The sequence below is a fragment of the Pseudomonas sp. WC2401 genome (genome assembly GCF_041200115.1).
In the GTDB taxonomy this organism is placed as follows: Bacteria; Pseudomonadota; Gammaproteobacteria; order Pseudomonadales; family Pseudomonadaceae; genus Aquipseudomonas; species Aquipseudomonas fragi.
The window spans coordinates 2,880,168-2,892,967 of record NZ_CP165623.1 but is presented as its reverse complement, the minus strand read 5'-3'; the positions used below and the strand labels follow the sequence as shown (position 1 = coordinate 2,892,967).

12 protein-coding genes are annotated in these 12,800 nt (G+C 61.8%); 2 read left to right on the top strand and 10 right to left on the bottom strand.

Translation table 11 applies throughout. The features are described 5' to 3' along the window. The first annotated feature begins 157 nt into the window (after positions 1–157). Complete coding sequence (locus AB3G35_RS13235) at positions 158–523, top strand: hypothetical protein (protein WP_203304093.1); 366 nt, start codon at positions 158–160, stop codon at positions 521–523. 45 nt (positions 524–568) lie between these two features. On the opposite strand, the gene AB3G35_RS13230 is transcribed toward AB3G35_RS13235, so the two are convergent. From AB3G35_RS13230 to AB3G35_RS13190, 9 genes are all read right to left on the bottom strand, one after another. Continuing rightward, a complete protein-coding gene (locus AB3G35_RS13230) occupies positions 569–1,780 on the bottom strand; it encodes a YeeE/YedE family protein (RefSeq protein ID WP_169845599.1) in 1,212 nt (403 codons plus the stop codon). Between the two features lie 336 nt (positions 1,781–2,116). Next, positions 2,117–3,397: a C4-dicarboxylate TRAP transporter large permease protein DctM gene (gene dctM, locus AB3G35_RS13225; protein WP_016780617.1), complete on the bottom strand. Its 1,281-nt coding sequence runs from the start codon at positions 3,395–3,397 to the stop codon at positions 2,117–2,119. Continuing rightward, the gene (locus tag AB3G35_RS13220; protein WP_086796503.1) at positions 3,394–4,032 is read right to left on the bottom strand and encodes a TRAP transporter small permease; all 639 of its coding nucleotides are present in this window, start codon (positions 4,030–4,032) and stop codon (positions 3,394–3,396) included. The genes dctM and AB3G35_RS13220 overlap by 4 nt, the downstream gene beginning before the upstream one ends. An 87-nt stretch (positions 4,033–4,119) precedes the next feature. Next, a complete protein-coding gene (locus AB3G35_RS13215; protein WP_369781590.1) occupies positions 4,120–5,112 on the bottom strand; it encodes a TRAP transporter substrate-binding protein in 993 nt (330 codons plus the stop codon). Positions 5,113–5,190: 78 nt separating this feature from the next. Then, positions 5,191–6,018: a CoA ester lyase gene (locus tag AB3G35_RS13210; RefSeq protein ID WP_369781589.1), complete on the bottom strand. Its 828-nt coding sequence runs from the start codon at positions 6,016–6,018 to the stop codon at positions 5,191–5,193. Between the two features lie 16 nt (positions 6,019–6,034). Next, complete coding sequence (locus AB3G35_RS13205) at positions 6,035–7,240, bottom strand: CaiB/BaiF CoA transferase family protein (protein WP_369781588.1); 1,206 nt, start codon at positions 7,238–7,240, stop codon at positions 6,035–6,037. Continuing rightward, a complete protein-coding gene (locus AB3G35_RS13200) occupies positions 7,237–8,607 on the bottom strand; it encodes an MmgE/PrpD family protein (RefSeq protein WP_369781587.1) in 1,371 nt (456 codons plus the stop codon). The genes AB3G35_RS13205 and AB3G35_RS13200 overlap by 4 nt, the downstream gene beginning before the upstream one ends. Before the next feature lie 37 nt (positions 8,608–8,644). Beyond that, entirely contained in the window at positions 8,645–9,808 is a 1,164-nt protein-coding gene (locus AB3G35_RS13195) for an acyl-CoA dehydrogenase family protein (protein WP_095041078.1), read from the bottom strand. Positions 9,809–9,829: 21 nt separating this feature from the next. After that, entirely contained in the window at positions 9,830–10,657 is an 828-nt protein-coding gene (locus tag AB3G35_RS13190) for a MaoC family dehydratase N-terminal domain-containing protein (protein WP_369781586.1), read from the bottom strand. Positions 10,658–10,780: 123 nt separating this feature from the next. On the opposite strand from AB3G35_RS13190, the gene AB3G35_RS13185 reads away from it, so the two are divergent. Further along, complete coding sequence (locus AB3G35_RS13185; protein WP_016780609.1) at positions 10,781–11,710, top strand: LysR family transcriptional regulator; 930 nt, start codon at positions 10,781–10,783, stop codon at positions 11,708–11,710. A gap of 2 nt (positions 11,711–11,712) precedes the next feature. Here AB3G35_RS13185 and AB3G35_RS13180 read toward each other — a convergent pair whose 3' ends face one another. Beyond that, positions 11,713–12,771: a GlxA family transcriptional regulator gene (locus AB3G35_RS13180; protein WP_095041080.1), complete on the bottom strand. Its 1,059-nt coding sequence runs from the start codon at positions 12,769–12,771 to the stop codon at positions 11,713–11,715. Between the last annotated feature and the right edge of the window lie 29 nt (positions 12,772–12,800).

Sequence of the window (12,800 nt, the reverse complement as noted above, 5' to 3'; positions counted from 1 at the left end):
TGCCTGCTGGCGGGTGCATGCAAGCAACAGGCTATCGAACTTTTCCCGGTTTACCTGTCTATGTGAATACGCTTATCTGCCCGGCAAGCGCGCCCCACGCGGCGTTGCGCAGCAGAGAGCCACACATTCGAATGATATTCAGAGGTTATCTTCGCTCATGAAATTCCACGCCCCACGGATGGTGCTTTTGAGCCTGTTCGCGTTTGCGGCAATGGGCTCGGCATCTGCTACACCGACAAAAGCCTTGCCCGCGGCTTTTGCCACTCAACCTGCAGCCCTTGAAGCGGCGGTAGCCAACCCCTGGCCAGCGCTGGTCGGTGAACAACCCGCGCCCCTGCTTGCCCGTGACGACCACCACCGCTACGACAACCGCTGGCAAGCGCGCCGGGACGAGCGACGCAGGGAAAACTGGCGTCGCGATCAATGGCGCCGCGAGCAAGCCCGCCGTGAAGCCGAGCGCCGCCGCCATGACCGGGCCATGCACCAGCGCTACGACAACCATCACCGCGATTATCGCCGCTGATCCAAAAGGGGCTGCAGTCCATCAGGCAGCCCCTGCCCGGAATATTCAGCAGCCGCTCAACGCCACCTGTGGCCGCTCGCCGGCAAAGAACAACGGCCGCAGGCGCACGCCCACACTGTTGCCGATAAACGCCGCCACCAGCCATACCCAGCCATGCAGGCTGCCCGAAGCGATGCCGCTGAAGTACGCGCCAATATTGCAGCCATAGGCCAGACGCGAACCATAGCCGAGCAGCAAACCACCAATCACCGCCGCCAGCAGCGAGCGCAGCGGAATATTCAGGCTGGGGGCAAAACGCCCGGCCAGACCTGCGGCCAACAGCGCACCGAGAACAATACCAATGTCCATCACGCTGGTGATGTCTTCCCACACCGGCGCGGCCAGTGCCTTGGCATTGCCCGGCATCTGCCAGAACCCCCAACTGCTGACATCAACCCCCAGCCCGCTGGCCGCCTTGGCGCCCCATAGCGCGAACGCCGAGGTAATGCCCCACGGCCGCCCGGCCAGGGCCAGCGTGGCGTAGTTGAGCAGCGCGAGGCCAATCGCCCCCCACACCAATGGCCACGGCCCACGCAAAAAGCGTCGCAGGCCCTGATGCTCACTGGTCACGCCTGCTTCAAGGGTACCGTGCCGGGATTTCTCCAGGCGCACAGTCACCGCGGCGATGATCGCGAACACGGCCAGGCTCAACAGCAAGGCAGGAACCACGCCGAGGCTTTTGACGATAGAGGTCGCTGGAAACGCAGGCAGGGCAAACCACCAGTCAACATGCTGGGTGGCAATCAATGATCCGCAGATAAAGAAAAACAGGGTCACCAGCATGCGCGCATTGCCGCCGCCCACGGTAAACAGGGTGCCTGAGGCACAGCCGCCGCCCAGTTGCATGCCGATGCCGAAAATAAACGCACCGAACACCACCGACACCCCGATCGGCGCCACCAGCCCGACCACCGGCTGACCAAACAGGGTGCCCGCGCCCAACGCCGGGAAAAACAGCACCACGGCCACAGCCAGCATCACCATTTGCGCGCGCAAGCCTGCGCCACGGCGATCATTGATAAAGACCCGCCAGGCCGAGGTAAAACCGAATGCCGCGTGGTAAAGGGTAAGGCCCAGTGCTGCGCCAACAATCAGCAACAGCACCTGGCGCGAACCGACACTGTTTTGCAGAAACACGGCGCCCAGCACCAGCAAGACAAAGGCCACCAGCGGCGCAATCGGCTTGCGCGCAGGCGTTATGGAAAGAGAACTGCTCATGGGGAATTCCGATACAGATGAGTTGGGTGGGTTGCGAGGCGCACGAGTATACCTCCCCGAGCGGCGCCTGCCCCAATGAGCAGGCGCCCCGGTCCAACCGACTGACTTGGCAAGGTGCCAAGCTAACCGGTTGGCCCGCTACAACCTGTCGCAGACCTGTGGGCGCTGGCTGGCAGCACCTCGGTTTAACTGACAGACCGCGCCGCCCGCATCGCGAGCAAGCCCGCTCCCACACTGTTCGCCCCCACACTGTTCACTGCAAGGCGACACACAACCTGTGGGAGCTGGCTTGCCTGCGATGCAAGCAACTCGTTCTACCTGACAGACCGCCCGCCTCTACATCCCCAACCAGTTCGGCAACGCCAACGACACAAATGGCACATAGGTCACCAGCACCAGGAACGCCAGCATCACCAGCAACCAAGGCGACACCGCACGCACCACGCGAGTCAGCGGCATGCCCGTCACCGCCGAGGTGACAAACAGGTTAAGCCCGGTGGGTGGCGTGATCAGGCCGATCTCCATATTCACCACCATGATGATGCCCAGGTGGATCGGATCAATGCCCAGTTGCATGGCAATGGGGAACAGGATCGGCGCCAGAATCAGGATGATTGCCGAAGGCTCCATAAAAGTACCGGCAACCAGCAACACGATATTGACCACCAACAGGAACTCAATCGGGGTAAAGCCCTGCTCCACCACCCAGGCGGTGATCGACTGCGGGATCTGTTCAGTGGTCAGCACATGGGCAAAAAGCATGGCGTTGGCGATGATAAACATCAGCACCACACTCAGTTTGCCCGCCTCGACAATCACCTTCGGGCATTCACGAATGGTCATGTCCTTGTAGATAAAGATCGCCACGAATGCCGCATAAACCGCCGCCACGGCAGCCGCTTCAGTCGGTGTGAACATGCCCGAGTAAATGCCGCCAAGGATGATCACAATCAGCATCAACCCCCAACCGGCCCGGCGCCCTGCAGTGACGATTTCCTTGAACGAAGCGCGAGGCAGCGAGGGCATGTCTTTCACCCGCGCCATGATGTAGATGGTCACCATCAATACCAGCCCCAGCAACAGGCCCGGCACAACACCGGCCATAAACAGCTTGCCCACCGAGGTTTCGGTGGCAGTGGCATACACCACCATGACGATCGACGGCGGTATCAGGATGCCCAGGGTACCGGCGTTACACACGATACCGGCGGCAAAATCCTGCTTGTAGCCAGAACGCACCATGCCGGCAATCACGATCGAGCCCACTGCCGCCACGGTGGCCGGTGAAGAGCCACTCAGCGCCGCAAACAGCATGCAGGCCAGGATTGCGGCGATGGCCAGGCCTCCCTTGATATGGCCGACGCAGGCGTTGGCGAAATCGATCAGGCGCCGAGCCACGCCGCCGCTGGTCATAAATGCACCCGACAGCAGAAAGAACGGGATCGCCAGCAATGTGTAGTGCTCGCTGGTTTCAAACAGCTTGATCGCCAGTGAACGCACCGAGTCGTTACTGAAAAACAGGATGGTCATGGCCCCGGACAAACCCAGGGATATCGCCACCGGGATGCCGACAAACATCAGCACGAACAGGGCGACAAAAAGGAAGGCAATGGTCATTTTGGAGTCCCCTGCTGGTCGTTCTCCGCCAGTTTGACGGCGTCATCCACTTCACTGTGCAAGCCCAGGCCTTGCTGCTTGCCCTGGATGATGCGGATAAAAATCTGCAGGAAACGCACGAACATCAGGGTAAAACCGATCGGCACGATCATTACGATCTGCCATTGCTTGATACCAAAGCGATCCAGGTCTTCAGCGCTGGTGCCCACGGCATACAAGGTGGCTACCCACTGCTCGCTGGAGTACGCCATGAGCACGCAATAACCCAGGCAAATGGCCACGGCGAGCAAGGCCACCCGCCGCTGGTTGGCAGGCTTGAACTGGCGCACCAGCAAGTCGACACCGATATGCGCACCAATGCGCACGCCCCAGGCCAGGCCGACGAAAATCAGCCAGCCAAACATGGCCTTGGTCAGCGCCACACTCCAGGTCATTTCCTGGGCGACGTAAAGAATGCTGTCGCCGATGCCGAGCATGGCCTCGTTGGCGAACGGCAGCGAATCCCCCAATGAATAGAAAATCCCGTAGAGGTTGTTGAATACCACATACGCAAATGTAACCAGGGTCATGCCTGCAAGCAGGAACGCCACCAGCATTTCTTCCGCGTGATTCCAGACACGAACGGCTGCGTGCATGGGTTATCTCCCTTGAAAGAGCGATCGCAAAGCGACAATAGGCACCGCTGGCGGCACCGTCCGGGGCCGCCAGCAACAATAAGGTGCTTAGCTGTCCTGGTTGGCCTGCTCGGCGGCGGCGATCACATCAGGACCGATATCGCTCTCGAACTTCTTCCACACCGGGCGCATGGCTTCACGCCACAACTCGCGCTGCTCCGGGGTCAAGGTGATAATTTCGCTGTTGCCGGAATCGGCAATGCGCTGACGGGAGGTCTGGTTCAGCGCCTCGGCCTGCTTGTTCACCTCCACGGTGACCTCGGCCATGACTTCGTCCAGGGTTTTGCGCACCTCTTCAGGCAGGCCATTCCAGAACTTGGTGTTGGTGATCACCATGTAGTCGATGGCGCCATGGTTGGACTCGGTGAAAAACTTCTGCACCTCATACACATTCTGGCTTTCGTAGTTCGACCAGGTGTTTTCGGTGCCATTGACCACACCGGTCTGCAAGCCCTGATATACCTCGGCAAAGCTCATCTTGCGCGGCGCCGCACGCAGGGCCTTGAACTGTTCATCCAGCACCGCAGAAGCTTGTACGCGGAACTTCAGGCCACGCGCATCCTTGGGCTCGTACAGCGCCTTGTTGGCGGACAATTGCTTCATCCCGTTGTGCCAGTAACCAAGCCCGGTAATCCCCTTGCCTTCCATCGACTTGAGCAGCGCCTGGCCTTGCGGGCTTTGCTGGAAGCGGTCGAGTGCATTGATATCGGTAAACAGAAAGGGCAGGTCGAAGATCTGGATCGGCCTGGAGTAATGCTCGAACTTGGCCAGCGACGGCGCCAGCAGTTGTACGTCTCCGAGCAGCAGCGCTTCCATTTCCTTGCCGTCACCAAACAGCGAGGAGTTCGGATAGACCTCGACCTTGACCTGCCCCGGCAGACGTTCCTCGGCCAGTTTCTTGAACATCAACGCGCCCTGCCCCTTGGGCGTGTGCTCGGCGACAACGTGGGCGAACTTGATGCTGATGGGGTCGGCAGCGCTCGCCAAACCTGCGAATAAGGGAAGTGCGCAGGCCAGAGCCTTGAGGGTGTGCTTGAACATGGGTACATACCTCTTGTTGTTATTGATTTGGTAGTGCCTGGTGTTGCCTGTAGTGCGTTTGAACCTGTTCGCCCGACCTCAGGCCGGCGCCAGACCGGCCCGGCGCAATACCCGCCGGGCAAGGCCGATCACCGGGGCGTCGACCATCTGCCCGTCGACCACAAACACCCCGCCCCCGGATGCAACGGCATCCAGCACCCGGCGAGCCCAGTCCACTTCTTCCGGGCGAGGCATATAGGCGCCGTGAATCAATGCCACCTGGCTCGGGTGAATGCAGAGCAGGCCGCCAAAGCCCATGTCCCGGGCATCGGCGGCCATTTGGCGCATGCCGTCAATGTTTTTGATGTCCGCGAACACGCTATCCAGCGGCGGCGCCAGTTGCGCCAGGATGCTGTGCAGCAAAATGGCGTAGCGCGCCTGATCAAGGATGCGCTGCGCAGCCTCGGTGCCGCTGGCCAGGCCCAGATCCAGGCCCAGGTCCAGCGCACCGAAGCTCAAACGTTCAACACCGCGGGCTGCGGCAATGGCCGGCAATTCAAGCAGGCCCCTGGCGCTTTCGATGATCGGCCACACCGGCTTGCCGCATGCCGTCGCCAGTTCGACCTGCGCAGCGCTTTCGGCCTTGGGCAGCAAGACCGCCACCACGCCGGGCTGGCGACGGCATAACTGAAGGTCCAGCGCCTGCTGCTCGTGCTGTGGCGCATTGATGCGGACCAGTACCCGGGCCTCGGGGTTGGCATCAAGAAAGGCATCCAGATTGGCCCGCGCCTGGGCCTTGAGGGGTTCGGCTACGGCGTCTTCCAGATCGACGATCACCGCATCGGCAGCGCTTTCCAGCGCCTTGGGTATCCGCTCGGGACGAGTGGCCGGGACAAACAACGCTGAACGAATCGGGGGGTTATCCATCACTGTGCTCCATGCCTTAAACCGCTCCTTGTTGATGCAAACGCTGGATCGCATCCGCGCCATAACCCAGTTCACCCAGCAGCCTGTCGGTGTGCTCGCCCAGGTCGGGCACTGCATCCATACGAGGCTCGAAAGCCGTGTTGCGCCCCGGTGGCAAAAGCGCTGGCAACTTGCCCGCCGGGCTGTCCACCTCACGCCAGCGTGCGCGGGCAGCCAGTTGCGGATGAGCCCACACACCGGCCATATCGTTGACATGGGCATTGGCTATCGCTGCCCCGTCGAGCCGGGCAATCACCTCATCGGCGCTCATCCTGGCAAAGGCTTGCACGATAATGGTCCGCAACTCGCTACGGTTCTCGGAGCGCCGCGCATTGGCATTAAAGCTCGGGTTACTCGCCAGGTCTGGTTGCAGCAACACCTTGTGGCAAAATTGCTGCCATTCGCGCTCGTTCTGCAGGCCGAGCATCACCGTGCCGCCGTCGCCGGCAGGGAACGGTCCGTAGGGGTAGATGGTGGCGTGGGCGGCGCCGGCTCGCGGAGGCGGCGCGGCACCGTCGTAGGCGTAATACAGCGGGTAGTTCATCCACTCCACCAGGCTTTCCAGCATCGACACATCGATACGGCTGCCCTCGCCGGTCTTGTCCCGCAGCAGCAAGGCCGAGAGCACACCGGTATAGGCGTACATGCCGGCGGCGATGTCGGCAATCGAGCAGCCGGCCTTGGTCATGTCGTTTTCCCCGGGCCCGCCGGTCACGGACAGAAAGCCGCCTTCGCTCTGGATCAGCAGGTCATAGGCTTTTTTCTGCTCATAAGGCCCGCCCTCGCCGTAGCCGGAGATATCGCAGACGATCAAGCGTGGAAAGCGCTTGTGCAGGGTTTCAAAAGACAGCCCCATGCGCTCTGTCGCCCCCGGCGCCAGGTTCTGCACCAGTACGTCGGCGCTGGCCAGCAGCTTGTCGAGCACAGCCGCAGCCTCCTGCTGCTTGACGTCAAGGGTCAGGCTTTCCTTGGAGCGGTTGGTCCACACAAAGTGCGAAGCCAGGCCATTGACCCGCTCGTCATAGGCGCGGGCGAAATCGCCGGTACCCGGGCGTTCGATCTTGATCACCCGCGCCCCCAGGTCAGCCAGCTGGCGAGTGCAAAACGGCGCGGCAATGGCGTGTTCCAGACTGACCACGGTAATGCCGTCCAGTGGCCGCGGTTTGTGTGCAGTGGCGCTCATGATGGGCTCCCGGTGCGCGTCAGCACACTCAAGTTGTCGAGATGGCGCAGGTTCCAGACCCGCTCGACCAGCCCGCTCGCTTGCTCGTTGCTGCGCGCCCCCGAGAAAGCCAGCAGGCGGCGAAACTTGTCTTCCAGTTCGGCGCGGCTGAGGGTATTGCCCGGGTCGCCCTTGGGTTCGTCGATGCTCCCGTGCAAGGTAGTGCCCTGCACCGTGGTCACCGTTACCCGGCCCAGCCAGCGCTGCGGATAGGCACTGTCGACTTCCTCGTCCAGTTGCATGCGCACCTTGTCGCGAAAGTCGCTGATGCGCGGATCGGTCAGGGCATGCTGATGAAATTCGGGCAACCCGGCCTTGCCATAAACGGCGATCAGGCCCAGCACGGTGCCCATGGAGAACTTGGCCTGGTGCACACTCTGCGGCACCTCTACGCGACCCAATACATCGATGGCGCCCTGATGCACCCGGGTGGTGACGCTGGCAATGTCTGCTGCACCCAGGCCCTCGCGCTGCATCAATGCCAGCAGCGCATCGGCCGCCGGGTGGGTGTGGCGGCACGAGGCGTGAAACTTGAATGAAGTTTCCGTCAACGCCCAGCGGCTGCCCAGGCGATCGGACAGGCAAGCCGGGTTGGCATCACTGGACATGCCGGCAGCCATGCCTTGCTCGCCTTCAAGGATATTCTTCGCCCCGGTCAGCCCTTCGGCTGTCATGTACGCCGCCAGCAAACCATCGGCCGCGGCCTTGGCGGTATGCAGCTGCTTGGAGTCTGCCGCGTCACGCAGAAACTCCCACAAGCCCGCCGCCTGGGTACCGGCGCTGCCCAGTAAATGGGTGAACTGCTGCTGGTTGAAATCCATCAGTTTGCCAACGGCCACCGCGGCCGCCAGGGTGCCGACCGTGGCCGTTGTGTGAAAAATGCGGTAATGCGAGCGGCCAAGAAATTCGCCAATGCGAATGCCCGCCTCATAACCGGCGACAGCGGCGAGGATCAGCTCGCGGCCGGTTTTGCCCAGGTCCTGTGCTGCCGCCAGCACCGCTGGAAACACCACCGTCGCCGGGTGCAGCACCGAGCTGTTGTGCAGGTCGTCCTGCTCCACCAGATGGGAGCTGGCGCCATTGACCAGCGCGGCAAAATACGCCGAGGTGGTTTGACCATTGACCAGAATCCCGGCAGAGCCGCTGGCCGGGCCCATCTTCGCGGCGTAGCGCTCGAACAGCGGGATCGGCTGTGCGCCCTGACTGGCCAGGGCCGAGCCCAACCAGTCGAGAAACAGATCTTCGGTACGGCTGATCACCGCTTCGGGCAACTGCTGGTCATGCAGGCTGGCCAGGAACCCGGTGAGCGCTTGTGTGTGCTGACTCATGTAGCCTTCTCCATCAATGTCGACAGGCAGAACCGGTTTAGAAGGAACGCGGCAACTCAAGCAGATGCTCGGCCACATAAGACAGGATCAGGTTGGTGGAAATGGGCGCCACCTGATACAGACGGGTCTCGCGGAACTTGCGCTCGACGTCGTATTCATTGGCAAAGCCGAAGCCGCCGTGGGTTTGCAGGCAGGCGTTGGCGGCCTCCCAGCTGGCCTTGGCCGCCAGGTACTTGGCCATATTGGCTGCGGCTCCGGCCTTGCCGCCGCTGTCATACTCTTCACAGGCGCGCCAGCGCATCAGGTCGGCGGCCTCCAGCTCGATATGAGCTTGCGCAATAGGAAACTGTACGCCCTGGTTCTGCCCGATCGGGCGACCAAACACCACGCGATCACGGGCGTACTGCGCGGACTTTTCATTGAACCAGCGGCCATCGCCGATGCATTCGGCGGCGATCAGCGTACGTTCGGCATTGAGCCCGTCGAGGATATAGCGAAAGCCTTTGCCCTCTTCGCCGATCAGGCTGCTGGCAGGGATTTCGAGGTTGTCGAAAAACAGCTCGTTGGTCTCGTGATTGACCATATTGGCAATCGGCTGCACGGTCAGGCCATTACCGATGGCTTCGCGCAAATCCACCAGGAAGATCGACATGCCGTCGACTTTTTTCTGCACATCGGCCAACGGCGTGGTGCGGGCCAGCAGGATCATCAGGTCGGAATGCTGCACCCGCGAGATCCACACTTTCTGGCCGTTGATCACATACTTGTCACCCTGGCGCACAGCGGTGGTCTTGATTTTGGTGGTGTCAGTGCCCGTAGTCGGCTCGGTCACCCCCATCGACTGCAAACGCAGCTCACCGCTGGCCAGCCGGGGCAGGTAGTAGCTTTTTTGTGCTTCGCTGCCATGACGCAGCAAAGTGAACATGTTGTACATCTGCCCATGCACGGTGCCGGAGTTGCCGCCACAGTGGTTCACTTCCTCCAGAATCACCGAGGCCTCGGCCAGGCCCAGGCCCGAACCGCCGTATTGCTCCGGGATCATCGCCGACAACCAGCCGGCCTCGGTCATGGCGGTCACAAAGGCCTCAGGGAAGCCCTTGGCTTCGTCAATCCGGCGCCAGTACTCGGCCGGAAACTCCGCACACAGGGCGCGCACACCCTCGCGAATGGCGTTGTAGTCTTCGTTCAGATACGGATTCATTACAGATCCTTATTGGAGTTATTAGTCGAAGCTCACTTCGCCCTGCTGGGCGATGCCCTCTGAATTGCCCACCCACAGCTCGGCCTTGCCCGCCGCCACGACACGCCCGCGCACCACAAAAGGATGGGGCGCAATCAGTGGCCGCACGCCGCGATAGGCAAAGCGCCGCACCTGGGCCTGGGGATTGGCGCGGCAGAAAGCGCGCAGGCTCAGGGTGGCCATCAGCGGCCCGTGTACCACCAGGCCCGGATAGCCTTCGGTGTCGGTCGCATAGGGCCAGTCGTAGTGGATGCGGTGGCCATTGAAGGTCACGGCCGAATAGCGGAACAGCAAGGTCGGGCTGGGGGTGATCGACTCCTGCCAGATACCCGTGGGCATGGGCTCGCCACCTGCCAGCTTGGGCGGCGTGGGTTCGCGGTAGACGATGTCCTGCTCTTCGCGAATGGCCAACTGGCCGTCCTGCAGATAGTCATGCTGGACCGTGACGAACAGCAACGAACCGGTTTTACCGAGCTTTTCCCGCACATCGAGAATCGTGGAAATACGTGTCGCCCGGGCGTCCACCCTGAGTGGCGCGTAAAACTCGACACGCCCGCCTGCCCACATGCGGTTGCGGTTATCGGCGGGTGGCAAAAAACCGCCCCGGGCCGGATGCCCGTCACCGCCGAGGCCATCCTGCGCAATTGCGGGCTGAAAAAAACACCACTGCCACAACGCCGGCAAAGGCTCCCCGGCCTGCGGCACCTTCTCGCCAAAAGTGGCGGCGATACGGGTGACCAGATTCTGGCTCAGATGGTCATGGATTTCTTCAGTGCGGCCGATCCAGTCGCTAAGTGCGTTATCGCTCATCGGTGATTGCCCCGTGGCTTGTTATTTTGGCCATGATTGCCAAAAGCCGGGCGATCTGTGAATCTGCGATTCGGTAAGGGGGCGTTCGGTTTTGGTTAACGCCCCAACCAGTGGAAATCCAATATGCATTTTGATCTTGTCGACCTGCGCCTGTTTATTCATATCGCCGAATCCCCCAGCCTCACCCAGGGTGCGCGCAAAGCGTTTATCTCACCGGCAGCGGCCAGTGCGCGGATCAAGAGCCTGGAAGAAAACCTCGCCAGCCGCCTGCTCTACCGCGACAGCCGCGGCGTTGAACTGACCCCTGCCGGTGAGCTGTTTCTGCAGCATGCACGGGTGATCATGCGCCAGGTGGACTACATGAAAAGCGAGTTCACCGAGTACGACACCGAGGCGTCCGGGCATATCAAGATCTTCGCCAACACCACGGCGGCCAGCGAATTCTTGCCGGAAATCCTGGCCGGTTTCCTGGCCGAACGCCCCGGTGTCACAGTGGACCTGCAAGAGCGCCTGAGCCGCGATATCGTCCGCGGGGTCATGGATGGCTCAACGGATATGGGCATCATTGCCGGCCCGGTCGAAGCCGATAGCCTGCAGGTCATCCACTTCAGCACCGACCAGTTGATCCTGGTCACTCCCCTCGATCACCCCTTGGCCCGCTGCAAGTCGATCAAACTGGCCGACACCCTGGCGTATCCCCATATCGGCCTGCACGAAGGCACGACCCTGCTGCGCTTTTTGCATGAACAGGTCGCCCTGCACGGCAAGACCTTGAACATGCGCATCAAGGTCTACAGCTTCGAGGCCATGTGCCGCATGGTCGAAGCCGGGGTGGGCATTGCCATCCTGCCGGAGTCTTCGGCCCATCGCCATCAACAGACCATGGGCCTGTCGGTGATCGAACTGGACGAGCCCTGGCGGGTGCGCGAACGCAGCATTCTGGTGCGTGATCTGCAGGCACTGCCCAAGGTGACCCGGGCCTTGATCAATAGGGTGCTGGCCCATCACAAGGGCGTTGGCCAGGCGTCAGGCCCGGTATCCGTGCAGCCCTGAGATCAGTCTGGCAGCACAGCGCATGGGCTCTGGTTTCGGTAGGCGTGCGGGCTGATGCCCAACTGCTTGTGAAACACGCGCCGCATGCGCTCCTCCCGACCAAACCCTGCAGTTTCGGCAATCCGCTTGATCGGCTCGCTCGTGTTTTTCAGCAACTGACATGCGGCATCAAGGCGCAACAACTCTACTGCCTGGGCGGGGGTATGTCCGGTAGTGGCCACATAGGCACGGGCAAAATGGCGCGGACTCATGCCAAATTGCTCCGCCAGTTTCTCCACCCGCAGATCGCTTTGCAGGTTGGCCGCAATCCACCCATGCAGGCGCACCAGACGCACGTCCGGGTCGGTCCGCAGGGCCCGGGACTGGGCATTGAGCGACGCACTGAGCTGGGGCTGTTTGGCCGAACGCCAGAGGAAAACGGTGAAATAGCGCGCCAGCTCCAGGGCGGCATGGGCGCCGAGATCCTGCTCCACCAGCCCCAGCGCCAGGTCAATACCGGCAGCGGCCCCCGCACACGTCCAGAGGTTGGCGTCGTGCAGGTACAACCCTTCGCTCTGGCACTGCAGCGCCGGGTAGCGGGCTTGCAATTCTGCGGCAAATTTCCAGTGGGTCACCACCTTGCGCCCATCGAGCAGGCCGGCTGCGGCCAGGGCGAAGGTGCCTGTACCTATGGAGCACAGCCTGCGTATATGCGCGGCGCGGCTGCGTAACCAGCTGCAGACATGCGCGCTGGCTTCAAGTGCTGACACACCCGGCCCGCCAGCCACTATCAGGGTGTCGATCACTGGCGCCTGGCGGTCGAGCTGCTCCAGGGACAGTGTATTGACGCTGATCCCGGAAACCGACGTGATCTGGCCTCCTGCCGGTGATACAAGCACCAGCCGATAAGGCGGATGACTGGCAAAAGCGCCACCCAACAGCCGGGGTATGGCGGCGAACACCTCCAGCGGTCCCGCCGCGTTGAGCAGCAACAGCTCATCGAACGCCAGCACCACCACCGTGCGCGGCATGGCAGCAAAAGAGGGGTGTTTGGCATGGAGCGCCACGGTTTGCCTCGACATACTCGATTCCACACACAGGGGCGCCCGAC